21 protein-coding genes are annotated in these 25,009 nt (G+C 46.7%); 10 read left to right on the top strand and 11 right to left on the bottom strand.

The window, feature by feature from the left end:
• The first annotated feature begins 33 nt into the window (after positions 1–33).
• A complete protein-coding gene (locus L4C42_RS03375; protein ID WP_353496459.1) occupies positions 34–1,281 on the top strand; it encodes a D-amino acid dehydrogenase in 1,248 nt (415 codons plus the stop codon).
• Here L4C42_RS03375 and L4C42_RS03370 read toward each other — a convergent pair.
• A complete protein-coding gene (locus tag L4C42_RS03370; protein WP_353496460.1) occupies positions 1,278–1,943 on the bottom strand; it encodes an HAD family hydrolase in 666 nt (221 codons plus the stop codon). The genes L4C42_RS03375 and L4C42_RS03370 overlap by 4 nt on opposite strands.
• 195 nt (positions 1,944–2,138) lie before the next feature.
• On the opposite strand from L4C42_RS03370, the gene L4C42_RS03365 reads away from it, so the two are divergent.
• On the top strand, positions 2,139–3,161 hold the full coding sequence (locus L4C42_RS03365; protein ID WP_353496461.1) for an AbrB family transcriptional regulator: 1,023 nt from the start codon (positions 2,139–2,141) through the stop codon (positions 3,159–3,161).
• A gap of 27 nt (positions 3,162–3,188) precedes the next feature.
• Here the strand turns inward: L4C42_RS03365 and L4C42_RS03360 are convergent, their stop codons facing one another.
• On the bottom strand, positions 3,189–4,310 hold the full coding sequence (locus tag L4C42_RS03360) for a PfkB family carbohydrate kinase (protein WP_353496462.1): 1,122 nt from the start codon (positions 4,308–4,310) through the stop codon (positions 3,189–3,191).
• A 227-nt stretch (positions 4,311–4,537) separates the two neighbouring features.
• Here L4C42_RS03360 and L4C42_RS03355 point away from each other — a divergent pair, with 227 nt between their 5' ends.
• Positions 4,538–5,683 carry an HD-GYP domain-containing protein gene (locus L4C42_RS03355; RefSeq protein WP_418642134.1) on the top strand — a complete coding sequence of 382 codons (1,146 nt, stop codon included), beginning with the start codon at positions 4,538–4,540 and terminating at the stop codon, positions 5,681–5,683.
• Positions 5,684–5,689: 6 nt separating this feature from the next.
• On the opposite strand, the gene L4C42_RS03350 is transcribed toward L4C42_RS03355, so the two are convergent.
• Together L4C42_RS03350 and L4C42_RS03345 are read right to left on the bottom strand one after the other, a co-directional pair.
• The gene (locus tag L4C42_RS03350; protein ID WP_429759331.1) at positions 5,690–6,439 is read right to left on the bottom strand and encodes a DeoR/GlpR family DNA-binding transcription regulator; all 750 of its coding nucleotides are present in this window, start codon (positions 6,437–6,439) and stop codon (positions 5,690–5,692) included.
• A 30-nt stretch (positions 6,440–6,469) separates the two neighbouring features.
• The gene (locus L4C42_RS03345; RefSeq protein ID WP_353496465.1) at positions 6,470–7,222 is read right to left on the bottom strand and encodes a glycerophosphoryl diester phosphodiesterase; all 753 of its coding nucleotides are present in this window, start codon (positions 7,220–7,222) and stop codon (positions 6,470–6,472) included.
• 244 nt (positions 7,223–7,466) lie between these two features.
• Here L4C42_RS03345 and ugpB point away from each other — a divergent pair, with 244 nt between their 5' ends.
• Genes ugpB through L4C42_RS03320 form a run of 5 tightly spaced genes read left to right on the top strand, consistent with a single transcriptional unit; the run spans position 7,467 to position 12,461 of the window.
• Complete coding sequence (gene ugpB / locus L4C42_RS03340; RefSeq protein ID WP_353496466.1) at positions 7,467–8,774, top strand: sn-glycerol-3-phosphate ABC transporter substrate-binding protein UgpB; 1,308 nt, start codon at positions 7,467–7,469, stop codon at positions 8,772–8,774.
• A 57-nt stretch (positions 8,775–8,831) separates the two neighbouring features.
• Positions 8,832–9,713 (top strand): sn-glycerol-3-phosphate ABC transporter permease UgpA, encoded by an 882-nt coding sequence (gene ugpA, locus L4C42_RS03335; protein WP_353496467.1) that lies wholly within the window; start codon positions 8,832–8,834, stop codon positions 9,711–9,713.
• The gene (ugpE, locus tag L4C42_RS03330) at positions 9,713–10,561 is read left to right on the top strand and encodes a sn-glycerol-3-phosphate ABC transporter permease UgpE (protein WP_353496468.1); all 849 of its coding nucleotides are present in this window, start codon (positions 9,713–9,715) and stop codon (positions 10,559–10,561) included. The genes ugpA and ugpE overlap by 1 nt, the downstream gene beginning before the upstream one ends.
• Positions 10,562–11,665, top strand: a complete 1,104-nt coding sequence (locus tag L4C42_RS03325; protein ID WP_353496469.1) for a sn-glycerol-3-phosphate import ATP-binding protein UgpC — start codon at positions 10,562–10,564, stop codon at positions 11,663–11,665.
• Positions 11,658–12,461, top strand: a complete 804-nt coding sequence (locus L4C42_RS03320; protein WP_353496470.1) for an HAD-IIB family hydrolase — start codon at positions 11,658–11,660, stop codon at positions 12,459–12,461. Before L4C42_RS03325 ends, L4C42_RS03320 begins: the two co-directional genes overlap by 8 nt.
• A gap of 42 nt (positions 12,462–12,503) precedes the next feature.
• Here the strand turns inward: L4C42_RS03320 and L4C42_RS03315 are convergent, their stop codons facing one another.
• Positions 12,504–13,877, bottom strand: coding sequence for a nucleobase:cation symporter-2 family protein (locus tag L4C42_RS03315; RefSeq protein ID WP_353496471.1), 1,374 nt, complete (start codon positions 13,875–13,877; stop codon positions 12,504–12,506).
• Positions 13,878–14,128: 251 nt separating this feature from the next.
• On the opposite strand from L4C42_RS03315, the gene L4C42_RS03310 reads away from it, so the two are divergent.
• Positions 14,129–15,268 (top strand): acyl-CoA desaturase, encoded by a 1,140-nt coding sequence (locus L4C42_RS03310; RefSeq protein WP_429759327.1) that lies wholly within the window; start codon positions 14,129–14,131, stop codon positions 15,266–15,268.
• A gap of 105 nt (positions 15,269–15,373) precedes the next feature.
• The gene (locus tag L4C42_RS03305) at positions 15,374–16,576 is read left to right on the top strand and encodes an MFS transporter (protein ID WP_429759325.1); all 1,203 of its coding nucleotides are present in this window, start codon (positions 15,374–15,376) and stop codon (positions 16,574–16,576) included.
• 55 nt (positions 16,577–16,631) lie between these two features.
• Here the strand turns inward: L4C42_RS03305 and L4C42_RS03300 are convergent, their stop codons facing one another.
• From L4C42_RS03300 to L4C42_RS03275, 6 genes are all read right to left on the bottom strand, one after another.
• Positions 16,632–17,585, bottom strand: coding sequence for a sensor domain-containing diguanylate cyclase (locus L4C42_RS03300; RefSeq protein WP_429759323.1), 954 nt, complete (start codon positions 17,583–17,585; stop codon positions 16,632–16,634).
• Complete coding sequence (locus tag L4C42_RS03295) at positions 17,582–18,544, bottom strand: response regulator (protein ID WP_353496475.1); 963 nt, start codon at positions 18,542–18,544, stop codon at positions 17,582–17,584. Before L4C42_RS03295 ends, L4C42_RS03300 begins: the two co-directional genes overlap by 4 nt.
• A 337-nt stretch (positions 18,545–18,881) precedes the next feature.
• On the bottom strand, positions 18,882–21,983 hold the full coding sequence (locus L4C42_RS03290; RefSeq protein WP_353496476.1) for an efflux RND transporter permease subunit: 3,102 nt from the start codon (positions 21,981–21,983) through the stop codon (positions 18,882–18,884).
• Entirely contained in the window at positions 21,983–23,059 is a 1,077-nt protein-coding gene (locus L4C42_RS03285; RefSeq protein WP_353496477.1) for an efflux RND transporter periplasmic adaptor subunit, read from the bottom strand. Before L4C42_RS03285 ends, L4C42_RS03290 begins: the two co-directional genes overlap by 1 nt.
• Before the next feature lies 1 nt (position 23,060).
• Positions 23,061–24,095: an efflux RND transporter periplasmic adaptor subunit gene (locus L4C42_RS03280; protein WP_353496478.1), complete on the bottom strand. Its 1,035-nt coding sequence runs from the start codon at positions 24,093–24,095 to the stop codon at positions 23,061–23,063.
• Between the two features lie 140 nt (positions 24,096–24,235).
• Complete coding sequence (locus L4C42_RS03275; RefSeq protein WP_353496479.1) at positions 24,236–25,009, bottom strand: carbohydrate deacetylase; 774 nt, start codon at positions 25,007–25,009, stop codon at positions 24,236–24,238.

The following is a 25,009-nucleotide window of genomic DNA, read 5'->3' as shown; positions in this document are numbered from 1 at the left end:
TCTAGGTAAAATTTAAAAGTGCGAGAAGCGATAGTGAAAGTCATTGTATTGGGAAGCGGAGTCATTGGACTCACTAGTGCGTGGTATTTGTCTCAGGCAGGCTTTGAGGTAACGGTTGTCGACAGGCAGTCTAGAGCTGGCGAGGAAACCAGTTTCGCCAATGCAGGACAAATTTCCTATGGGTATTCTTCACCTTGGGCTGCACCAGGTATTCCCTCCAAGGCCATTAAATGGCTATTTGAGCAACACGCGCCACTTAAGATAAAACCGAGTTTGAGCCCAGAGCTTTTTCGCTGGGCAACCCAGATGCTGATCAACTGTCAGCTGGGCAGGTACAAACTGAATAAATCCCGAATGCTGACCATTGCCAATCGAAGCCGTCGATGTCTGGCGCAGCTAAATCAAGACCACACTCTCCAATACCAAGGGCGAACACAAGGAACATTACAAATTTTCCGCTCTCAACAGCAACTTGATGCCATTGAGAAAGACATAGCGCTATTGACTGAAAGCGGAACTCGATTCCAGCTGTTTGATACCCAGCAGTGCTTGAAACAAGAGCCGGGGCTCGCAAATATGCTTGGGGATTTGGTTGGCGGACTTTACTTGCCCGACGATGAGACGGGCGACTGTTACCTTTTCTGCCAGCAACTGCAGAAGATGGCGGAGCAATCAGGTGTTAAATTCCTATTCGATACCCACATCAACACCCTAATAACTGAGCAGCGCCGTGTCGTCGGTGTCACCACCTCAAACGGTACCATCACTGGAGAGCACTTTGTGGTGGCACTCGGCAGTTACTCAAAGGCTCTACTGCAACCCCATGGTATTGATCTGCCCATTTATCCGGTCAAAGGCTACTCATTAACTTTACCAATCATCGAACCAAGCCACGCGCCGTCGTCGACCATCATGGATGAGACCTTTAAAGTAGCCGTCACCCGTTTTGATGACCGAATTCGCGTTGCGGGCACTGCAGAGTTAGCCGGATTTGATCCCGCACTTCCCGACAAACGTTTAGCGACTCTAAACCACGTAGTCAGCGACTTGTTTCCTCAAGGCGTAGATTTGGCGAGCGCAGATTACTGGACAGGGTTTCGCCCGATGACGCCAGACGGAACGCCAATCATCGGTAAAACTCCGCTGACCAACCTTTATACGAATACCGGACATGGCACATTAGGTTGGACGATGGCCTGTGGTTCCGCCGATATTCTCACCGAGCTGATTGCTTCAAATGGAAAACAAGAATTACCCGAACTGAGCATCGAGCGATATTAGCGGGTTAGGTAACTACCTGACAGCTCTTGGTATACCTCAAATAGTGAGGTTCTAGTTTGCACATTCAGTGCTTTAACATCCTCACATGGTGCAACCAAGTCTGGCACTTGGTAAGTATGCATAGCTGCCGCCACGGCGGCTTTGACGCCGTTATTGGAATCTTCAAACGCCAAACAATGCTCTGAAGCAACGCCAAGTCGCTTAGCCGCTAAGTGGTAGATTTCTGGATCTGGTTTGCCACGCGTCACCTCACATCCAGTCGCTAAACAGTTAAAGTAGCCGTCCAAGCCCGCGAGCTTAAGTTTCTTTTCAGCGACATCACGATGAGTAGAGGTCGCAACAGCAATTGGAATGTTCTTGGAGGCTAACCAATCTAGCAGCTCAATAACGCCGTGCTTTTTGGGAATTGCTTGATGGAATACAACGCTTGTGTAACGCTGGCGCCACTCTTCATTGATCACTTTATAGTCAATAATTCCAGCATATGCCTCGCCTAATTTGGCGTGAATGGTTTTTGAATTACAGCCGATAATCGACAAATACTTCTCTTCAAGAAATGGCACCCCTAACGCTTCACAAGCTTTCTCAAAGATACCTTTGCAGACGTTTTCTGTATCCAACAGCAATCCGTCCATGTCGAAAATCGCAGCTTTAAAATTCATTTCTCTCTCTTTTTCCAATGCATCCAAATAAGGCCAACACCTTTATCTGAGCGCATTGTGCCGTATCCGAGTGAATATTGCCAAGTAAATAGCGGCACAGATTCGTGTAAGGATATAACCAAGTATCCTCGCTGCACGCATGGACTTCAGTATATAATCGACATGAAAAAGGCACATTGAATCAAAGGAATAGTTATGGCGGTATGGAAAACCATCTTGATAGGTTTGGCTGGAGCATTGCTCGCGAGCCCTATCCCACTGCCATTGTCTGAACTGTTCGCTGCAGCGTTTGCAACCATCGTTTACCTGCGGTGCAGTCATCAAAACATCAAGCTTCCCGACTTCATTCTCACTCTCATCCAATTGATACTTGGTCTGAGTATTGGAATCACGGTTCCCGTCGCTGAGCTAACTGGTTCATTCTCCCTGCCGCTGTTTTTTGGTTTGGTGCTATGCATGCTTTCACAAACAACCGTAAACTTTCTCTGGCTTTACAAACGAGAAAAATGGACACCTTTTGAATCCTTGCTCGGCGCAATCCCAGGCGCCATGGCTGCAATATTGGTAATAAGTGAGGGGCAAGAAAAACCGTCTCCTAAAATTGTTTTTTCGCATTCTATTCGCCTATTGCTACTGGTGGTATTGGCGGGAGTCATCGCTTCAACAGGCGAAGACAGTGCCTCAACACTTAGCCAATCATTTAGCATTGCTCTGATTGGACATCTCGCGTTTCTCGCTGTCACAAGCTTTTTAATCGGTAAACTATTGGGAAAATTTGGGATACCTGCGCCCTATTTGTTGACCAGCCTAATCACGGCAGCGATCTATCATAGCGCGCTGCCAACACTCAATTTAAACGTTCCAGAGTCTCTGATTATGTTTGCTACCGCTATATTGGGCGTACTGATTGGGGGGCGTTTGGCACCAACAACGTGGCGAGAAGCGCTGAGCTATTCTAAGGCAGGATTTATTGTGACGTTACTAGGTGTGAGTGTCACATTATGCTTTGCTGCCGCTTTCCACACCTTTACGGGCGTAGATTGGCAGGTGCTATTGCTTGCTTGGGTACCAGGGAGTGTGGAAGCGATGACCGCCGTGGCGCTGTTATTGGGGCTTGAGCCTGCCTTTGTCGCGATAAACCATGTTATGCGGTTGATGATGTTGTACATGATGCCCGCTGCGTTAAAATCCCCTCTGATACGTCTAAGTAGAATGTAGCCAACAGCGGGTCTACTATGAAATAGTCTAGTCGTAATAAAGACCTAAATCTGCATCCTTTTCAAACGTTCGTGTGGCTCGAGGCTGCGTAGTTTGTCGTCCTTGTCGCTGCAAATAAGCATGTTCACTGTTCGATGCAATGCCCGCTGCAACCATTCCAAATTCGACACTACGTTGCCAATTCGCACTTTGTAAGTAGCCATGTACTAACCCGGCTAACAGCCCTTCTTGTCCGTCGGTTTTAAGGCTCAAACTAGAGTCACTGCGATTGTGAAAGTGTCCCTTTTTTTCCTGACTTGAGTACACGCCCTGCGCACCAAGATTTATTACCAGTTGCTTAACTCCCATCTCATGTAACTTGTGGGCAATTTGGGGCAGTCGAATTCGCTTGGAAGAATCTACGCCTGCTAGCAGTTCCGCCTCAGCCAGTTCCAACTTCAACGTATGTATGCACGATAAGTAAGGCTTAATTTTTTCTGCTTTCAATACCGAAACAGGATCGACAAAAATAGGCTTCGAAGCTTGAGTTTGAAATAGATATTCCAACGCGGAATCACTTAAATTTGCATCGATAGCAATGACAGTAGCACGGTTTAGCAACGGTGCTCGCTTTGCTAGTTGCTGAGCATTGAGTTCGTTAAACAGCGACATATCGTTGAGAGCAAGCTGCAACGTGCCATCTGGCCCGTGAATTGAAAGATAGGTACTGGTAGCTTGGTTCGATGTCACCAAACAGTGTTCTATCCCTACATCCGCATCACGACAGGAGTCTAGTAGCTGTTCACCCCACGAATCATCGCCCACGGCACTGACAAACTCGACTTTAGTTCCGAGTTGCGCAAGACTTTCGGCTATGTTCCTTCCAATGCCTCCTGCACTGGCAGTAAGAGCCCCCGGATTAGAGCTGCCCATCACCAAATCCGAGGTAGCGCGGCCACATAAATCCATATTCGCGCCACCAATTACAACAGCAAAACGATCAGGGGCAATCAAATACCCTTTACCTTGTATGAACCCTTTTCTCGTCAAGTTCATGATATGCCCTGCTACGGCACTTCGACTGATGTTGAGCATATCAGCTAAGGTACTCTGAGCGATCATGGGATCAAGCTTGATTAATTCTAGTATTTGTTGTTCGCGCTCAGTCATTAGACACACGTCCGATTATATAAACATTTATTTGCATATTATTACTCTCGAACACAAACGGAATCAACGCCTTACTTATAAATAGGCAATCTTTTCCCATTGGGTATTGCATCAATACCACAGATATTCACGCAATTGCATCCATAGCTGTGAAACCGATCACTTGTGGGAATCCACTCACACTCGCTACTATTGAGTAACCATATTAAAACTAATGATAATAATGTATGGACTATATAGATTGTATTGCCAGCACGAACAGAGCATTGAGTTGCCGCAACGGTATTGATGATCTGTTTCACACCCTAAGAACCAAGTACCCGCATCTATCGAGATTGTGTCTCTCAGTGACGTCTGCGGATCACCTAGAGAACTTCCACGTCATCGACTTTCAAGATGATTCCGACAAGTTCGACGTTATCTCAATGCATTCGGAGCGCTGCGCTCCTTTGATTAAAATAATCAAGAATCAGGAAATTAGGGTGGTCGACGATCTTTATGAGCTAAAGCCAAACACCCAAAATAAACGCCTTATCGAACTTGGTCACCGAAGCAGTTTTACCATGGGGTTAAACATAGAGAGCGGATTCGGTGCAGTACTCTTTCTAAATTCAACCCAAGTAGATTACTTCAGCGATGGCGCTTTGCACTCAGACCTTTTGTTTATTCGAGAGGTCATCATAAGCCTGCTTTGCCACGACCGTTACAAGCACCAAATGTTCGTCCAAGCTTTGAAGCTAGCATTAAAGATAAGCCACAAACGTGATCCAGAAACAGCGGATCACCTGCAGCGGATGAGCCAGTACAGCAAGCTTCTCGCCGAACTTCTCGCTCACAAGCTGCCCGTCGATCATCGATTTATCCAATGGATAGAGCTTTACTCACCTTTTCACGATATCGGCAAATACCGGATCCCTGACCATATTCTGTTTAGCCCCAACCGCTACACGCCAGATGAGCGTGCCATCATGAACAAACATGTTGATTACGGGGTAGACATTATCGACGAGGTCATCGAAAACATTGACGTGGTCAGTGCGTCCAGTGCTGAGGTCTCTTTCTTGAAGAACATTATCTATTTCCATCATGAACGCTTTGACGGAGTGGGTTATCCCACCAAGATTGGCGGGATTGATATTCCGTTAGAGGCTAGGATCATCACCATTGCCGATGTGTTTGATGCCCTGCTGAGCAAACGCACCTATAAGCAGGCATGGAGCCTTGAAGACACCCAGCATTATCTTGCTGAACAAGCGGGCACCGCGTTTGATCCATTGTTGGTAGAAACACTGCTTAGCAACCTAGAGCGATTCAAGGCGATCTATCATACGTTTCCACCGCAGCCAGAGTCAGAAGCTCATCTGGCTAAGTAAGTCATGCTACCCGGCAGGGCGACCATACACTCGGTCAAAAAAGGATAAAGGGGCAACGCGAGCGCTCGCTTTGCTTTGCCACTTTGTGCTGTTAGCAACCAGCCACCTTTGCTGCGAACCTGCCAAAATCGCTTGACTGATCGCCGCCTCGCGAAGCTCATGCTCCAAAGCAAACTCTTCTTTTTGAGGCTCCAAAACCGGTTGCTCCGTAACGCTCGACGCAAGATTCACCGCCGCGCAGCATACAATTCCAATATCAGCAGAGAACTGCCCGAAAAAGTTGGCAACATGCTCCCCGACCACATCGCCATCATTGGTGCGCATTCGTCCACCAGCAATCCAGGTTTCCACCTGTTCAAACTGCGCCAAGATATGCGCAGCCTGATAGTTATTGGTGACAACGCGAAGATGCTTGTGGCCACTTAAATGCTCTGCAATCGCTGCTATCGTAGTACCGATGCCTAAAAACAGCGTGCAGCCATCAGGGATATTGGTAACTACCTGTTTGGCAATCTGCTGTTTTTCCGTCAAGTTGGTTGCACTACGTGAGGTAAAGCTGCGATTGCTTAGCGTGGTCGGCAAACCTACTCCACCATGATGACGACGAGCAAGGCCGAGGCTGCAAAGTTCATTAATATCACGACGAATAGTCTGAGTCGTAACATCAAAGTGGCTCGAAAGCGCCTCTATGGTGCAATATTCTTGAGTATGTATCAGGTCAATAATACTTTTTTGTCGCAAACTGAGATGGTGCATGATGGTCGTTACCTACTCCTCTATTTCAAATTAGGCATCAACTAAATCTTGCGGTTTTGATGCTGATGACTGTCTTTGATAATCCTGAGGCACGTCGCTTATCATCATATCCACGCCCCACCCCCAAAATGACTCAACCAACACCGGATGATTCGGCGTGTAACAATAGAGCTGGTAGCCCGCCGATTTTATCCATCGAGCCGTTTTCTCATCGAGAAAGTGAAAGTCGCAATGTACGCTGTAAGCATCTAATTTATCGAGAATAGCTAGCGCGTTGTCCGGTATTTGTTGCCACAGTTGCCCACGGCGTATGGACGGCATAATGCGCTGCATAACCGTCAGTGCCTGCGTACTAAAACTAGAGAATAGAACCTGCTCCGTGGCAACACCTAGCTCGGTCATAACCAACTTAACTTGCTGACACAAAAGCTCAATATCATCACCTTCATAATGCTTTAGCTCAACATTGACCGTCAAACCATGTCTTTGAGCCAACATTAGGGTCTCAGCTAATGTTGGAATGCTCTCACCTTCATAGGCATCACCAAACCATAGGCCAGCATCTAAGGCTTTTAACGCCTGAACACTCATATCGGCGACGCGACCACGACCATTAGTGCAGCGGTTTACGGTACGATCATGAATAACGACTGGCACCTTATCTTGACTAAGCTGAACATCAATCTCAATCCATTCTAGTCCTAACAGAGCCGCCTGTTCAAAAGCGGCTAACGTATTTTCTGGTGCGAGGCTAGAGACGCCACGATGCGCTGTGATTTTCATTGATTCCTTTACCATTTTCATTTGCATTCAAATGAAAGGATTGCAACTCTCCGTGACACTATTATTGCCGTTTTATTGCGTTTCCATGGCCATAAAATGTTTCAAATAAGTTCATTTAACTGTCACCCAATCGTCATTTGCTCAGTTTAACTTTCACTTGAACATTTTAAAGCAGTGGCTCTACACCAAGTGAACGTCTGCTTTTGAACTGAAAACCAACATTTTCACATTTAAGGGAAACAATATGTCTATTAAACACCTCACAGGAATGGCGGTGGCAGTGGCGCTAATGAGCACAGGAGCTCAAGCGAAAACTGAGGTTGAGTGGTGGCACGCTATGGGCGGCGCTCTGGGTCAAAAAGTCAATGATATTGCTGCGGATTTCAATGCAAGCCAAGACGAATACGAGATCAAACCGGTTTACAAAGGTAGCTACGCAGAAACCATGACCAGCGCTATCGCTGCTTTCCGAGCAAAAGAGCAACCAGCCATTGTTCAGGTGTTTGAAGTGGGTACAGCGACCATGATGGGTGCGAAACAGGCAATCTACCCAGTTTACGAACTGATGGAAGATACCAAAGAACCGTTTAACCCAGACAACTACCTGTCCGCTGTGACAGGCTATTACACCACCAATGACGGTCAGATGCTGTCAATGCCGTTTAATAGCTCAACACCTGTGATGTACTACAACAAAGATATGTTCGCAAAAGCAGGGATCACCTCAGCGCCAAAAACCTGGAAAGAGATGGAGCAAGTGTCACGCAAGCTGCTTGAATCCGGCGCGCAATGTGGTTTCACGACAACGTGGCAATCGTGGACTCAAATCGAAAACTTTGGCGCTCGCAACAACATCCCAGTCGCAACACAAAACAACGGTTTTGGCGGTTTTGATACTGAATTTAAGTTCAATGCAGCGCCTTATGTGAAACACATTGAGAAGCTCGGTGAGTGGTCAAAAGAAGGCATCTACAAGTACGGCGGTCGCCAATCTGATGGCATGCCACTTTTCTACACCCAAGAGTGTGCGATGACCATGGGATCATCCGCAGGCCTAGCGGGTATTCAAGAAAACATGAAAGGCATCGAGGTCGGTGTTGCCCAGCTTCCATACGATGATGAGCTGATTGCCAAACCACAAAACACCATCATTGGTGGTGCGTCACTGTGGGTACTCCGTGGCCATTCTTCTGAAGAATACAAGGGCGTAGCGAAGTTCTTTAGCTACCTTTCAAGTGCAGAAGTTCAGGCTGATTGGCACCAGTTTACCGGCTACCTACCTATCACCCAACAAGCTTATGAACTGACGAAGCAGCAAGGTTTCTACACAGCGAACCCTGGCACGGACACGGCTGTAGTGCAAATGACCTCGACTGAACCAACAGCCAACTCGAAAGGCATTCGCTTTGGTAACTTCCTGCAAACTCGTGACATCATCAACGAAGAGCTAGAAGCGGTTTGGGCAGGCAAAGCCACGGCAAAATCGGCACTTAACAACGCGGTTCGTCGTGGTGACGAGCAACTACGTCGCTTCGAGCGCACACAGAAATAACCCGTTGTCTTTTTTACGCCGCCACTTCATTTAAGTGGCGGCATGTCGGTATTGTTTATGTCTTCACAAGTAATTTTTAAAAATAAATGGTTGCCCTACGCGCTGATTGCGCCTCAGCTGGTGATCACCCTAGTGTTTTTTATCTGGCCAGCTGGCCAAGCGGTATTTCAATCTTCTCAGTTAGAAGACGCCTTCGGTATAAGTCGAGAGTTTGTTGGACTAGAGAATTTTAGCAAACTGCTAGGCGACAGTTACTACCTTGATTCCTTTTTCACCACCATACAGTTCAGCATTTGCGTCGCTGTTTTGGCTTTGGTGAGCGCACTGATTCTCTCTGCATTTGCCGAGCATATCGTGCGCGGTGCGACTATGTACCGCACCTTTTTGATTTGGCCATACGCCGTCGCACCCGTTGTTGCCGGTTCACTTTGGCTGTTTCTGTTTGATCCAACGATTGGCGTTATTACCGACGTGCTCAAATGGCTTGGCGTTCAATGGAACCCTACCCTCAATGGCACTCACGCGATGTGGATGGTCGTCATTACATCTACCTGGAAGCAGATCAGTTACAACTTTCTGTTCTTTTTAGCCGCGTTACAATCGGTGCCAAAGTCATTGCATGAAGCGGCAGCTATCGATGGTAGTGGTCCGGTGAAGCGATTTCTGACCATCAGTTTCCCACTGATTTCACCAACCAGTTTTTTCTTGTTGGTCGTCAATTTTGTGTACGCCTTTTTTGATACGTTCGCCATCATTCATGCCATGACCCAGGGCGGACCAAGTAACAGCACGTCTACCTTAGTTTACAAAGTCTACAACGATGGATTTATCGGGCTAGATCTTGGCTCATCGGCCGCTCAGTCGGTCATCCTAATGGTTCTTGTCGCCTTACTCACGGTGATCCAATTTAAATATGTCGAAAAAAAGGTGGCGTACTAATGGTAGAAAGAAGACCCCTATTTACGATTTTTTGCCACGTCATTTTAGCACTAGGCATCATCTCTATTGCACTCCCTGTATGGATAGCACTGGTGGCAACGACACATGAAAACACCGCGTTTGCTACGGGTACACCTCTTTGGTTTGGCGACCTTGGATTTAGCGTGTTTGGTGAGCTACTGACTAACCAAAGTTCGTTTAACAACAGCGCTCTGCCGATCACCCACATGCTTACCAACTCGCTGATCATGGCGCTATGCATTACCTTCGGTAAGCTGGTTATTTCGATCATGTCAGCGTATGCAGTCGTGTTCTTTCGCTTTCGCGGTCGAATGGTGGCGTTTTGGATGATCTTTTTCACCCTCATGCTGCCAGTGGAAGTGCGGATCATGCCAACCTTTGAGGTGATCACTAACCTCAACATGCTCAATTCATTCTATGGACTTACGATTCCATTAATTGCTAGCGCAACGGCTACGTTCTTATTTCGCCAGTTCTTCATGACCATTCCCAATGAGTTAGTTGAAGCGGCGAGAATCGATGGTGCCGGGCCGATTAAATTCTTTTTCGATATTTTGCTGCCCCTTTCTCGCACCAATATCGCAGCTCTGTTCGTGATTACTTTCATCTATGGCTGGAATCAGTATTTATGGCCACTACTCATCACCACTGATGCTCAGTACTACACCATTGTTATGGGTATCAAACAGATGCTTGGTGTGGTTGATGGCGTCATCGAATGGAACAAAATTATGGCAACCACCATTATCGCTATGTTGCCACCCGTCATCGTTGTGATTGCAATGCAAAAAGCATTCGTCAAAGGCTTGGTAGATTCGGAGAAATAAATGTCTACACTCACTCTTTCAAACATCGCTAAATGTTACCCAAACGGCTACCAAGCGATCCCAAACATCAATTTGAACATTGAAGACGGCGAAATGGTCGTTTTGGTTGGTCCCAGTGGCTGTGGCAAGTCTACACTGCTGCGCATGCTTGCCGGTCTAGAGGAAATCAGCGCAGGTACGCTGCAGATCGATGAGAAGGTCGTCAACGACCTAGAGCCTGGCGAACGTGACATCGCGATGGTGTTTCAAAATTACGCGTTGTATCCCCACATGACGGTATACGACAATATGGCCTACGGACTAAAAAACCGGAAAACACCAAAAGCAGAGATCAAACGCTTGGTCAGTGAAGCGGCTGACATGCTAGAACTCAACGGCTTGCTGGATCGTAAGCCTAAGCAGCTTTCTGGTGGTCAAAGGCAGCGTGTTGCTATGGGGCGTGCAATTGTTCGCGAACCAAAAGTCTTCTTGTTCGATGAGCCGCTTTCAAACCTGGATGCAAAGCTTCGGGTGCAGATGCGTTTAGAAATAAAGCGCCTTCAGCGCCGACTAGGCACCACCTCGGTTTATGTAACACATGATCAGGTAGAGGCTATGACGCTTGCTGATAAACTGGTCGTTTTGAACAAAGGTAATGTCGAACAGGTGGGTACGCCACTTGAAATCTACGACAATCCAGCCTCACTGTTTGTGGCGACCTTCATTGGCTCACCATCAATGAACATCTTCGATGCCAATGTATCCATTGAAGGTATTGAACTCGATGACGCGCGGCTGAATATCAACACTTCTTCGCTTGGGCTTGGCGATATTAAATTAGGCCTAAGGCCTGAGCATCTAATCCTGAATGAAGACAATCCTTGGTTCCATGTTGAAGTTGAGCTCATCGAAGCTCTTGGTGCCGACTTGCTTCTCTATTGCAAAACACTTGGCCCGCACTCTCAAAAACTTGTCGTACGTGTTGAGGGGCACTCAAAAATCGCTATTGGCGACAAACTTGGCCTTGATATCGATGTAGAACACATCCATCTTTTTGATAGTGAAACATCAAAACGCATTCACTTTGATAGCAAAACGCAACAACAAGAGGTTATGAATGCCTAAGTCTTTAGCAGCGCTATCTCACGCTCAGGCAAAAGAGATCCAATGGCTACTAACAGATGTCGATGATACTTTGACTTGGCAGGGGCAACTCCCGCCAGAATCACTCGATGCTTTATCGAAACTGCAAAAAGCAGGCATTAACGTTGTCGCCGTAACAGGTGCGTGTGCTGGTTGGTGTGACCAAATTGCGAAACTGTGGCCGCTTCACGGTGTCATTGGCGAAAATGGCGCTTTTTGGATGCAAAAAAAACAGTCTGGGTTCCAGACTCAGTCACTCAGCCCAATGCTCACGATGCGAGCTCAGCAGCAAGCTCTCATTAAACAGCTGACACAGCTGCTACGTGACTATCCAGGGATTGGCTTTGCCAGTGATCAGGACTTTCGCTTTTGCGATGTCGCCATTAATCTTAGACAAGATCGCAAACCTGTTGAAGCCGATGTTGCAGCAAAACTACTCAGTGACATTTGCCAACTGACATTGAATGGACAGAAGGTGAAAGCCACGCAAAGCTCTATTCACATCAATGTTTGGGTTGGAGAGCACAATAAGCGTGTATCAAGTGAGCGCTATCTAAAGCAACAGCCAGATTTTGACACTTTGAGTTTGTCTAATGTGGCTTATATTGGTGACTCACTCAACGATGAAGCCATGTTTGAGTGGCTGCCGGTGACATTTGGAGTAAACAACATTACGCCTTTGCTAGGAAAACTCAGCACGCCACCAAGCTTCGTTACGGCGGGTAACGGGGGTTATGGGTTTGCCGAGTTAGCCAAAATCCTCATCAACGCTCGCTAAGTGGAAACGAAAGAGACATCCCGCTGGATGTCTCTTTTTAGATTATGCCTCAGAAGCTTCAACTCGCTTCGGCAACTTTTCCGATTCGGGAAATAGCGATAGCAAGCCAGCCATTGTCAGCGCCGCAATACCGGACATAGTGACAGGCGACCCCAAGACGGTCTGCACCAATTTAGGTGCCTCCTTCAATAAGTCTGGAACTAGCATGACGCCTAGCCCTAAACCAAATGAGATAGCAATCGTCATAATTTTACGTCTATCGAGTTCTTCATTAGCGATGATTTTAATGCCCGCCGCCGCAACGGTGCCAAACATAACCAGGGTCGCTCCACCAAGGACAGGTTTAGGAATAGTCATCAATACCGCACCCAGTATAGGGAACATACCAAGCACAAATAAAATCCCAGCAATGAAATAGCCAATGTATCGACTAGCAATCCCGGTTAAGTGGATCACGCCATTATTTTGACTGAATGTTGTGTTCGGGAAGGTATTAAATGTCGCAGCAATCAAAGAGTTGATACCGTCCGCCAAAACGCCACCTTTAATCCGCTGCAGATAACCACTTCCACTAATAGGCTGCTTTGAGAACATACAGTTAGCTGTCAAATCCCCGGTAGACTCGATAGCTGTGATCAAATAGATAAACGCAATTGGTACAAAAGCATGCCAATCGAAAGCAAAACCGTATTTAAACGGAACCGGAATACTCAAAAGTGGCTGAGAGGCAAAATCGACCATCGATGCTTTTCCAATCATCAAAGCCACTAACCAACCGACGAGAAGTCCAACTAAAATTGAGGATAGCCTTACCATAATATTGCGGCTCATATTGAGCGCTACGATCGTGCCTAGTACTAAGCTGCCTAGTAGAAGATTGGTTGCAGAGCCAAAATCCTCTGCACCGACACCACCGGCTATGTCGGTCACACCCACTTTAATCAAGTAGATACCAATCGTAGTAATCACAATCCCGGTTACAACAGGAGTAATCACTATTTTTAGTTTGTCGATAAATCGTGACAACACTATCTCAACAAAGGCGCCAAAAAAGCAGACTCCGAAAATCGTCGCCAACATTTCATCAGGGCCACCTCCATTGGCTTTGACCAAGAACCCCGCACCTAACACTGAGCCTAAAAACGCAAAGCTCGTACCTTGGACACAAATCATGCCTGCGCCCACAGGACCTATACGCCTAGCTTGAATAAATGTACCTACGCCCGAAACCATCAACGCCATACTAATTAAGTAAGGAACGTGCTCGCCCAAACCAAGTACACCGCCGATAATAAGTGTCGGTGTGATAATCCCTACAAAGCTTGCCAGCACATGCTGCAGCGCCGCATAGCTTGCGGCTTTGACTGACGGTTTATCGTCCAATCCATAAATGAGATCGCCTTTGTCGTGTTCCATATGACTTCCTTTCTGTATTTTTAATTGTATACAAACCTACGACAGTATGGTGAGCAATATGCGTGCCATGCATGTGAACCCAATAAAGTCAGTAAGTTACAGAAAATCACTATCCAAGAATGCACTGAAAAGTTGCATGGTTTTTCTCAATTGATGCAAATATCGACAAACAAATTAACATCTTACTCTTTGACTTACACGTGTACGCTGATATTCTAGCGAACAGTTGTAAGCTTAAATGGAGAGAGTTGATGGATACGGTGAAAAAGCCCCCGGTTATTTGGTTAAATGTGACGATATTTCTAGGTACGTTTATTTTGGCGACAGTGGGTGTGATTTGGTACGGCATGGTTGAAGGCTACAGCGCAGCTCACTGGGTTTGGCTCGTGATTGCTTTTATATTTTGCGGCATGTCAATTACCGCAGGCTATCATCGCCTTTGGTCTCATAAGACCTATCAAGCTCATCGCTCACTAAGACTCCTCTTCGCGATTGGCGGAGCATTTGCGCTACAAAACAGTGCGTTACATTGGTCTTCCGACCATCGGGTTCATCACAAGCATGTCGATAACAACGACAAAGATCCCTATTCTGCCAAGCGCGGTTTCTGGTACTCACACATAGGTTGGATGCTTCGAGAATATCAAGCTGAGCGCTACGAAGACTACAGAAACTGTCGCGACCTACAAAAAGACTCGATTGTAATGTGGCAACACAAGCATTATGTATTACTGGCTCTGGCGACGAACTTTGGTATCCCTCTAGCCCTAGGGCTTTGGTACGGTGAAGTTTTGGGCTTTTTATTGATTGTTGGCGCTTTACGTTTAGTACTCAGTCACCACACCACCTTTTTTATTAACTCTCTGGCGCATATCTGGGGCTCTCAACCATACACCAGTAAAAACACGGCTAGAGACAATGGTATTTTGGCCTTTTTCACTTTTGGGGAGGGTTACCACAATTTCCATCACATTTTCGAGCACGACTACCGCAATGGCATTCGCTGGTGGCAATTCGATCCTACCAAATGGTTGATTCGTTCTTGCGCGAGCTTAGGTCTAACCTCAAACCTAAAAACCGTGTCAGCATACCGAATAGAGAAAGCGAGGTTAATTCAGACCATGGCAAACGCTAAAGACAAAATATTTACTTTGCCCAATGCCGACCAGCTCCAAGCAGCCTTAGAGCAAGAGTTTCAGTTACTGCTAAGTAAGTTGACGGAATACGATCAATTGCGAAGCCAGGTTATCGACTCAGCGAAATCCAGCGTAAAAGAAAAATATGAGGAAGCACTTCTGCGTGTCCGACTCGAGCAGCTCGATTTAAACCTAAAAGAGCATAAGAAGCGTTGGCGGCAAATTGTTTCCAACCCACGCCTTGTGCTGAGCTAATAACAGCTCCTTTAATTAGGCTTCAATTTTATTGACAGTGAGCGAGCACGTCCCCGTGCTCGCCTTTTTATATAATCGTGGTTCAATTCTTCAGCCATGATTATTATGCAAAAAAACAGCCTTTGGCAGTTCTCTCAAGCCTCTATGGGTATTGTCCAGTGGATTGGTGTCGCGATCATCATCGCCCCAGTTATTTTGTCTCGTACCGGCAGTGCGATTTTAGTGGGTCAAGTGATGCTCATTCTTGGGCTCGTTGGACTAATTGCCCCCCTACTGGGTGCTATGGCTGATCGCTTTTCATGGCACAGGCAACTGCACTTCTTCGCCCTTACCTGCCACTGTATAGCGCTATTGCTACTGCTCTGGGCAAGTCAGACTGTATGGCATTATTGGCTGATTGCTATTTTGGTGGGATTAGGCAGCAACCTCATTCTTATTCTAAACCCGACATTTGCACTCAAACTGAATACTCGACCGGCGATGCAAACTCGAGCGCTCAAACGCCTATTCCAGATCCAAATGTTGGGTGTCGCTATTGCTGGGGTATCCGTCGGAACACTCAACTATTTTGGTTTGTCGCAAACGGTGCAAATTGTGTCGCTCATTGTGTTTGATTTTGCTTTGCTCATACTCATCGCGATTGCTCCACCTGCTGACATCAATTTTGAACTAGCTCATGACGAAGAAGCAGTATCGCAAACCCGTAAGCCATCTGCTGCAATTTGGTTTGGCTTCGTTTTGTGCGTTGCACTGTCGATGTTTATCGGCTCCAATATGGTTGAACTTGGCCCCGTCATCATTGAACAAGCATTTGGAGTCAGCGTTGCAAGTAGTGCATTTGGAATGGCAATAGCAGCCATGGTCACGCTGGTTTCTCTGGCGCCAGCGGGTAAGTGGATGGAAAAGCATGGCTCTCAAGCGCTTTGGCTGGTCACCATTCTTATCAACCTGTTTGTTGCAGCTGTCATGTGGGGAATGTATGGCAATCACGTCGTAACGATACTGCCTCTTTCTCTTATCTTACTCTCAATCATAAATGGCGCTTGGAATGACATTTCCATCGCAGCGCTCGCGGATCAAATTAGCCCTTATTCTCCTGCAACGTCACAAGGTTATATGGCCGCTGCAGTATCACTGGGATTTTCGGTAGGCACTTACTGTGTAGGAGTACTGATTGATGCGAAAAACATATTAGGCGTGATGAATTTCTTATTGATCAGTGGTGTCGTCATTACAGTATTGGCACTGATCATTATTGGACTTAGGCGCAAGCAGCAAGCTGTTGTCGCAACGAGCAGTCATTCTTAGCGGATTCCTCGCGCTCAGGCAGTAACGCACTAATAACTAGACTCTAATGATTAGTTTAAATCACTGACGTTTTATTTCTGCCAAGCTCTTTAGATTGATAAAGAGCTTTGTCGGCTCGCATTAGCCATTGAAGGTGATTGGCATCATCGGTACGACACTCAGTAATACCCAGACTAATGGTATAATTAAGCTCATTGCCAGAGAGCACCACGGGTGTCTGCTCAATATTTTTCCTTAGGCGCTCAGCAAAGTACATCGCCTGGTCGGCTGTGGTACCTGACAGCAATACTGCAAATTCTTCACCGCCGTAACGACCACACACGTCGGTACCGCGAGCAGCTTTCATCAATTGTTTGGCGGTTTCTTTGATCACCTTATCGCCTAACGCATGACCATAGGTGTCATTGACTCGTTTGAAACGGTCAATGTCGAACATCACCAGTGAAGAGACCTGCCCTGTGGTCTGTACCAAATGGAATTCATCTACAAAGTTGGCTTCCCAAAAAGCGCGATTAAACAGTCCGGTCAGACCATCGGTACGGCCAATCTCGGTGAGTTTTTCGTTTGAGCGCTTTAGGTGCATTTTACTCTTCGCTACGTCGCTCACGTCTTGAAGCATAATCGCAAAGTGCGTCACATCACCGGTCGGAGATTTTAGCGGAGTGATCACCATGTTCTGGTACATTTTCAGTAAACCTTGGGATACAGGTGAAAAGTTCTTGAACTCAAACACCACCGGTCTATCTTCCCAGTTTGAAAACCCTCGAGTCTTCAGTTTACTTGCGGACTCTAACTTTGCACGTAGCCAACTTTCCGGTAAATCTGGACAACTGTGGAATAGACTCTTCCCCATAATAGCTTCAGCATGAATACCGCTGTAGTTCTGCATAAAGCTATTCCACGCACAGACACGATAGTCACGATCAATCACCACAAGCCCTGCATCCAAAGTATCCAGTAGTTGCATTGTCCAATGGAAATCGGAGAGATCTAAGGTCATGGTTGTCATTGTAGAAGCTCCATTTGACGACGAATGATATCCACGGACTCTTCATCAAACATAAACAGTACCGAACAAAACAGATCTAACGCTTCAGCATCATAGGTGTACTCAACCGTGAACACGTGCTCGTTATCACTTAACATCGAATTATCTGGACTAAAATCGGTGATTCTCAGTGGCTCACGAAGCGAAAACTCCAGGCACAGCTGCTCAGATAGAGAAACCAAAAAAGACGACACGAGCACGTTCACTAAATTGACGACGACTTCATCATTTGAAACATCGCCATCCGAGAAACCAAGACGCTCCCCAATCTGACTAATCGAGTCCCCTTCAATACACACTAAGGCCTCACCATGAAGGCCACCGCCAACAAACCTTTGCGCGGCTGCACAGCTGTTGTCTCGTGTCAGCGTATCTTGGATCATCATTGTTAATTCACTAAACGACAGCTCACCAACCGTCGGTACGGGGAGGATAATAAACTCTTTGAGCAACGTGGATATTGTTGCCGCTCCGGCACCAAGAGCAATATTGGACGTCTCCTGAAATCGCTCAAACATCTGAGCTTTAGAAAACTGAGCGCCAACAGAGGCTGGGCGGTTGAAAGGTAAATGTAAATCATCAAACAGGGGTGTCGCTACTTCTGGCGTTAACGGCTTTTGTATAAAGGCATACGCCCCAAGCTCAAAACAACGCTCTTGCGCCATTTCTTGAATATCACCAGACACCATGACGACTTTTGAACGACACTCGCGCTGACGCAATATTTCGAGAACCTCAAAACCATCCATACCCGGCATAGTAATGTCGAGAAATACGACATCTATCGACTGATTGTCGATAATTTCAATGGCTTCATGCCCATTTGCGGCAAACACAATTTCGCCTGCGAAACTCGCATCAATACAGCTTGCTAAACTTTTTCGCGCAACCTTGGAGTCATCGCATATTAGTATTTGCATGAACCTATTCAAATTCTTGATAAATCACCCAAAACTATCTAAACAGAATTTCATCTTGGAAGCTAGGGGAATTCTGAACCGAAATCACACTTTTATCGTTAATTGCGAGAAGGACTAAGTTACTGTTCAATAAAGGGATGTATGAGCCAATCTAGCTCGCAAAAATATGACCTAACGCTCATATTGTAGGGAGTATAGAACATCAATCCTAATGGGAAACAATTATAAAATTCAGAGGGTTAAACAACCTATTTGATCATACTTTTAACTCAAGTTAGATAAAAAAGACTTGGTACTACTCAAATAGTACCAAGTCATAATAAGACAACAGCTCAAGTTAGATCGGTTTGACCCTATGGAATATCCGATACAACACCGGAACCACAATCAGAGTAAGTACCGTCGCAAAACCCAACCCAAACATGATCGTTACCGCCATTGGTTTAAAGAAAATATCCGGTAGCAGAGGAATCATACCCAGTATGGTTGTGATCGCCGCCATACAAACCGGACGCACACGACTTAATGCAGCATCGACCACAGCCAAATACGGCTCTTTGCCCGACTTCATCTCAATCTCAATTTGATCCAGCAGTACGATACCATTTTTCAATAGCATCCCTGACAAGCTCAAAAATCCAAGCAATGCCATAAAGCCAAACGGCGTATTGAGTGCCAACAACCCAGTCGTGACCCCAATTACTGCGAGTGGCACAGTAAACCAGACAATCAATGCCTCTTTCACGGCGTTGAACAAGAAAATGGTGATTAAGAACATGAATAGGTAGCCAAGCGGCATGGTCTGGAATAACGACTCCTGCGCATCACCTGAAGACTCATACTCACCACCCCACTCTAACGAGTAACCTGGCGGTAATTCTATCGCTTCAATCTGAGGTTGCAGACGTTTTTGTAACGTTGCTGCCGTCTCTTCTCCAAGCAGGTCAGGATCCGCCATAATGGTCAGCATACGCTTACGGTTTTTACGCACGATGATTGGATCTTCCCATCGAGTATCGTAACCCTGAGTCACTTGCTGGAACGGTATAAACTCGCTAAGTGCTGGACTCCAGATCATCATGCCTTCAATGTTGCGGATATCCACACGCTCTTCATCTGGCAAACGTGCCACAATCGGCATCAAGGTTGTGCCATCGCGATACAAACCAACGTTTTTACCTGAGAACGACATCATCAACACATCATCAATATCGGATTTTGTGATGCCGTAACGTCTCGCCTGGCTTTCATTGAAAATAGGCTCTAACACTTGAGTTCGTTCACGCCAGTCATGTCGAATATTATAAGCGCCAGGATCGGCGTACATGATATCCATCACTTGCGATGCAATGCCACGTAGCACGGTTGGATCAGAGCCGATAATGCGCGCCTCTATTTTCGCACCACCGCCAGGACCAAGCTCAATTTGCTTAAGCTTGTAGTTGATTTCAGGGAATGTCGCATCCAAATACTCTCTGAATCGCTCCATTAAAGAATTCAAGTCTTCATAGCTGTGCACACGCGTGGTGATTTCCCCATAAGCGGCATAGCTTTTCTCAGGCGCATAAGTCAGCATGAAACGTTGCAAGCCTTTGCCCGCAGTCGTCGTGATGTGGTCCGTTTCTGGCTGGTCAGCAATCCATGCCTCTATCGCTTTGAGCTTAGTGTTCGTTGCACGAATGTCTGTCCCTTCAGGTAACCATACATCCACTTGGAACATCGGCGTGGTTGAGGCTGGGAAGAAGGATTGTTTCACCTGAGTAAAGCCGTACAACGCTGCCACCAGTGCCACAACCAATACCACAACAGTCAGCCACGCTCTGTGCATACAAAATTCAAGGAACTTACGATACATGACGAAGACAAAGCCGTTATAAGGATCTTTCCCTTCTTCGCCCTCTTTCACCTTTTGACCTCTAAAGAAAATGTCAGCAAAGAATGGCGTAAGCGAAATCGCGGTGAACCAACTGAGCATTAGAGAAATCAATAGCACCGAGAACAAGGTGCCACAGTACTCACCAGTTGAGTCTTCGGAAAGACCAATAGGCGCAAAGGCTGTTACCGCAATCACGGTTGCACCAAGAAGCGGCCACTTGGTTTGAGTGACGATGTCTGTTGCCGCTTGTAGTCTCGTTCGCCCTTTTTGCGTCCCTATGAGTATCCCTTCGACCACCACAATGGCATTATCCACCAGCATCCCTAACGCAATAACAAGCGCTCCAAGTGAGATACGTTGCAAATCGATGGCCATGTACTGCATGAAAATAAAGGTGCCAAATACCGTGAGCAGCAATATCAAACCAATCAACAACCCAGAGCGCAGCCCCATAAAGAACAGCAGTACAATGATTACGATAGCAACCGCCTGCCCCAGACTCACCACAAAGCCACGAACCGATTTATCCACCTCTTTGGGCTGGCTATACACTTCGTTTATCTCAATACCAACAGGCTGCTGAAACTTAAGCTCAGCAAGCCTGCGATACAAGCGATCGCCCACTTCCACCACGTTAACGCCGGTCGCGAAAGAGATACCGACGTTTAGCGCAACGTCACCGTTGTAAGTAATGATATTGCTGGGTACTTCTATAAAGCCGCGTTTTATTTCCGCTACGTCTTTTAAGAAGATGAGACCTTGCGCGCCCCCTTCCGTCAAAATCAAATCGCCAAGCTCGGAGACATCAGTAAACTCGCCCGTTGGCTGGATACGAATATATTTATCACCAATCCGTGTAGCCCCGGCATTGGAGACGATGTTCTGAGTTTGTAGGAGATTGAAAATGGTGCTCGGCGCGATACCCAAGGCACTAATGCGCTTAATGGAGATCTCGATAAAGACCTGCTCTTGCTGATCGCCTGTGACCGAGACTTTGCTTACGCCATCCACTAACTCGAGCTCTCGGCGTAGATAGTCCACATAGTCGAGAAGTTCTTTGTAGTTATAACCTTCGCCCGTTAACGCAAACAAGACACCATATACATCACCAAAGTCATCAATCACTGAAGGTTCATTGACCCCGGGGGGTAACGAGCCCTTCACATCATTCACTTTTCGGCGGAGTTCATCCCAGATCTGCGGTAGGTCGTCCGGCCCATAGTTGTTTTTCATGGTGACGGTTATCTGCGACAACCCGCGACTAGAGATAGAATTAATCTCGTCGACATAGGTCAGTTGCTGAATTGCTTTCTCGATAGGATACGTTACCTCTTCTTCAACTTGCTGAGGCGTCGCACCCGGGTAGGAAGTCACTACCATGGCATCTTTGATGGTAAATGCCGGATCTTCGAGTCGACCCAATCCAAAGAACGCAGATACCCCACCAATCAAAAAGATCAGCGAAACCATCCAGCTGATCACGCGGTTGCGAATGAAATACGCCGCTACACCCGTGATTTCATCATCGGATTGCGGTAATGATTTTTGTTGTTCTTGGCTCATTACTTCGCCTCCTGCGGCAATACTTCAACCTTCATGCCTTCTCTAAGCCTCGCAATCCCTGCAATGACAATCTGCTGCGACTGCTCAAGCCCATTAAGGATCTGAATAGTCGATTGAGACACTTTGCCTGTGGTCACTTTTTGTTTTGTCACCGTACTATCACCATTCACAACCCAGACAAATTTCTCATTCGCCGCTAAGCTGTCACCATCTTGATTGAAGACCGCTTCGATAGGTACGCTCACGCCAACACCAAAGTTGATCCCTACATCTTTCGCTTTCGATGTTACATCCACTGCCATCCCATCAAGAATGAATTCATTCTCTGGCATCGGTAACACCAAGGTTGCGGTGAAGGTGCCAAGTGCAGGATCTGGCTCTGTGGTAAATTCTTTCAGCGATGCGGTGTATTCATTGCCAGAAGGCACTCTGACCAGCGCTTCTACATCGGAAATATCTTTATGCTTCGGCTGATTGAGTGAGAAGCTGTCTGGCATTTGCACGACCACTTCCACCTCTTCAACACTGTGAATATTCACCACTTGTTGCCCAATTTGAACATTTTCAAACTTCTCCGCAGAGACACGTGAAATGATGCCATCCACAGGAGCTTTTAGTTCAGTGAACGATAAGCGAAGTTTGGCAAGATCCAGCTCCGCCCGCGCATAGGCACGCTGCGCCGCTATCTCATCAAATTGCGACTGTGCCAACAGCCCTTTTTTTACCAACGGGCTAGAGCGGCGATATTGACTATTGATGACGCTATAACGTGCCTGAGCATTATCAACCGCGAGCTGATAATCAGTAGGCTCTAATGCCGCCAATACATCACCGCGATTAACAAAGTCTCCTTCTTTAAGATCGATTGAGTTTATCTCGCCTGCTACGCGAAAACTCAAATGAGAACGGTCTGCCGCACTCGCTAACGCAGGGAAATAGAGTCGACTTTTCAGCTCAGTACGACCGATTTCTGCCACGCGAACTTTTGGCGCCTCGTTGCGTTCACCGACTTCCGGTTTACTGCAACCGACAAGCGTCGCTCCAATCAAAAGAGCTGTAAGAGTGTGTAACTTCATACTAGAGCCCTCTCTCTTTGATCCATTCGCGAACCTTGATACCAGCATCGATGCCTTGCACCCCGGAAATAACGATTTGGTCGCCATTATTGAGTCCACTGATCACTTGGCGCTTGTCATTAAGCTCTACCGCTACTTTTTCAACAATACCTTGCTCATTCACACGCCATACACACTGCTTTTCGCCTTCCATAAATAATGCTGATGTTGGTATCACCGTCGCGGCGCTACTTTTTGCCACAACGAGAACTTGACCCGCCATACCGGGCAGAATCCCCACATCACTTGGGCGCTCCATGACCATGGTGACTTTATACGAGCCAGTTTTCGGATCCGCCTCTGTATCAATTTCTTGGAACGTCAGCTCATAGCCACTGGATGGGTGAGCATCAAATGTCATCGTCGCTTCCACCTCTGCACCGCCTTGGAAGCGATTAAGGAGCGTATCTGGCAGTTGGAAGTTCACTTTGAGAAGCTGATTGGACTGAATGTTCATCACGCCTTCTTTGGCCTGGATGTATTCATAATTGTCCGCGGGAATAATGGAGATAGTGCCATCGTAGGGCGCGAGCAATCGCGTATAGCTTAGATTTGCTTTCGCTTGCGACCAGTTGGCACGAGCAGAATTCATGTTTGCCTTAGCTTGGTCAAAGTCCTGTTCGGACACCACTTGCTCTTTGCGAAGCTTCAAAGCTCGTTGATATTGCACATCCGCCAAACGGAAGTTAGCTTGTGCTTGTTTTTCAAGCTGCTGATATTCATCCGGATTGAGTCCAGCTAAGAAATCCCCTTTGGTGACTCGCTGGCCTGAGCGAACGGCAATTTCTTCAAGTTGTCCTGGAACACGAAACGCTAGCACTGCTTTATCTCCCGCTTCCGATGTGGCAGGAAAAGTACGTTCAAATTGGCTGTTGCCGACAGCAACGGAGAAAAGCTTAGCGGGGCGAGATTCGGGCTCGGGAACGGGAGGCGGCTCCTTACCACACCCACTGAGAAGGCCAGTGATAACCACCAGCAAGGTAAACTTACTATTCATTCTCTAACTACCTTGTTTTAGTTGTACTTTTAAACATAGTCTAGAGAGTCAGCACTTACCACCAAGTTATTAATAATTAATGAATTTGTGGCAAAATAGCGTAGCTCAAGCGATCTATGGTCGCTTGAGCTAGTGTTTTATCAGTCGTTAGAAGCAATATCGTTAAAGCCAATGCATTGTATTTGATTCGTTTCGAGCCACTCTTTTAGTGTTCTGCTGGTTAGAATCTCCCACTCATCAACACGTTGCTGCCTATAACCAGATACCGCACAAAGCTCTTCCGTCACTTCCGTTGCCGGGTGGCACATCAACTCTACGACTCCGGTTGGCATTTTGTGCTTATAAGCTGTCAACATGGCTTTTAGATGTTCAAGGGTTGCACCTTCTGCATAAAAGCCCATACCGAACGCATCGGGAGTTGCGCTTCGTAGCATCTCTTGACCGAGCACCACATTGTCAATACGTCTTGCTGGAAGGCCTATCTCATTGATTCCCTCAGTAAAGCCAATTTTTAAAGCACGAAATGCGCCTGCAAAATGGTGACTATCAATATGGTTAATCTCGAAACCTGCATCCAATGCCGCTTGGTACTGTGCTTTAAGCTCGATAACCACTTCCTTTGGACAAATATCTGGTTTATTGAACAAAGTTGCTCTGTCATAAAAGCAGCCTGACGCATCCACTAAACTTGGTATTAGACTCGGCTCTGCAATCGGTTTGCCACTTGTTAGAGTGAAATGCAATCCAACATCAGGAATCAGCCCTTGCGCATTCAGCGCAGCGGCATGGGCCGTGCCGGGTTGATTCATCATCACCGTGGTCGATTTCACGACACCCGCTTTAATGCAATCAACAATCGCCAAATTTACGCTTTCAGTGAGCCCAAAGTCATCGGCATTGAGGATGAGTTTCAT

Source organism: Vibrio wakamikoensis (assembly GCF_050337275.1).
Taxonomy (GTDB): Bacteria; Pseudomonadota; Gammaproteobacteria; order Enterobacterales; family Vibrionaceae; genus Vibrio; species Vibrio chaetopteri.
This window is presented reverse-complemented; position numbering and strand designations above follow the sequence as displayed.

Coding starts and splice junctions, on each gene's coding strand:
- L4C42_RS03370 (WP_353496460.1), bottom strand. CDS start 1,943: ATGAATTTTAAAGCTGCGATTTTCGACATGGACGGATTGCTGTTGGAT.
- L4C42_RS03365 (WP_353496461.1), top strand. CDS start 2,139: ATGGCGGTATGGAAAACCATCTTGATAGGTTTGGCTGGAGCATTGCTC.
- L4C42_RS03360 (WP_353496462.1), bottom strand. CDS start 4,310: ATGACTGAGCGCGAACAACAAATACTAGAATTAATCAAGCTTGATCCC.
- L4C42_RS03355 (WP_418642134.1), top strand. CDS start 4,538: ATGGACTATATAGATTGTATTGCCAGCACGAACAGAGCATTGAGTTGC.
- L4C42_RS03350 (WP_429759331.1), bottom strand. CDS start 6,439: ATGCACCATCTCAGTTTGCGACAAAAAAGTATTATTGACCTGATACAT.
- L4C42_RS03345 (WP_353496465.1), bottom strand. CDS start 7,222: ATGAAAATCACAGCGCATCGTGGCGTCTCTAGCCTCGCACCAGAAAAT.
- ugpB (WP_353496466.1), top strand. CDS start 7,467: ATGTCTATTAAACACCTCACAGGAATGGCGGTGGCAGTGGCGCTAATG.
- ugpA (WP_353496467.1), top strand. CDS start 8,832: ATGTCTTCACAAGTAATTTTTAAAAATAAATGGTTGCCCTACGCGCTG.
- ugpE (WP_353496468.1), top strand. CDS start 9,713: ATGGTAGAAAGAAGACCCCTATTTACGATTTTTTGCCACGTCATTTTA.
- L4C42_RS03325 (WP_353496469.1), top strand. CDS start 10,562: ATGTCTACACTCACTCTTTCAAACATCGCTAAATGTTACCCAAACGGC.
- L4C42_RS03320 (WP_353496470.1), top strand. CDS start 11,658: ATGCCTAAGTCTTTAGCAGCGCTATCTCACGCTCAGGCAAAAGAGATC.
- L4C42_RS03315 (WP_353496471.1), bottom strand. CDS start 13,877: ATGGAACACGACAAAGGCGATCTCATTTATGGATTGGACGATAAACCG.
- L4C42_RS03310 (WP_429759327.1), top strand. CDS start 14,129: ATGGATACGGTGAAAAAGCCCCCGGTTATTTGGTTAAATGTGACGATA.
- L4C42_RS03305 (WP_429759325.1), top strand. CDS start 15,374: ATGCAAAAAAACAGCCTTTGGCAGTTCTCTCAAGCCTCTATGGGTATT.
- L4C42_RS03300 (WP_429759323.1), bottom strand. CDS start 17,585: ATGACAACCATGACCTTAGATCTCTCCGATTTCCATTGGACAATGCAA.
- L4C42_RS03295 (WP_353496475.1), bottom strand. CDS start 18,544: ATGCAAATACTAATATGCGATGACTCCAAGGTTGCGCGAAAAAGTTTA.
- L4C42_RS03290 (WP_353496476.1), bottom strand. CDS start 21,983: ATGAGCCAAGAACAACAAAAATCATTACCGCAATCCGATGATGAAATC.
- L4C42_RS03285 (WP_353496477.1), bottom strand. CDS start 23,059: ATGAAGTTACACACTCTTACAGCTCTTTTGATTGGAGCGACGCTTGTC.
- L4C42_RS03280 (WP_353496478.1), bottom strand. CDS start 24,095: ATGAATAGTAAGTTTACCTTGCTGGTGGTTATCACTGGCCTTCTCAGT.
- L4C42_RS03275 (WP_353496479.1), bottom strand. CDS start 25,009: ATGAAACTCATCCTCAATGCCGATGACTTTGGGCTCACTGAAAGCGTA.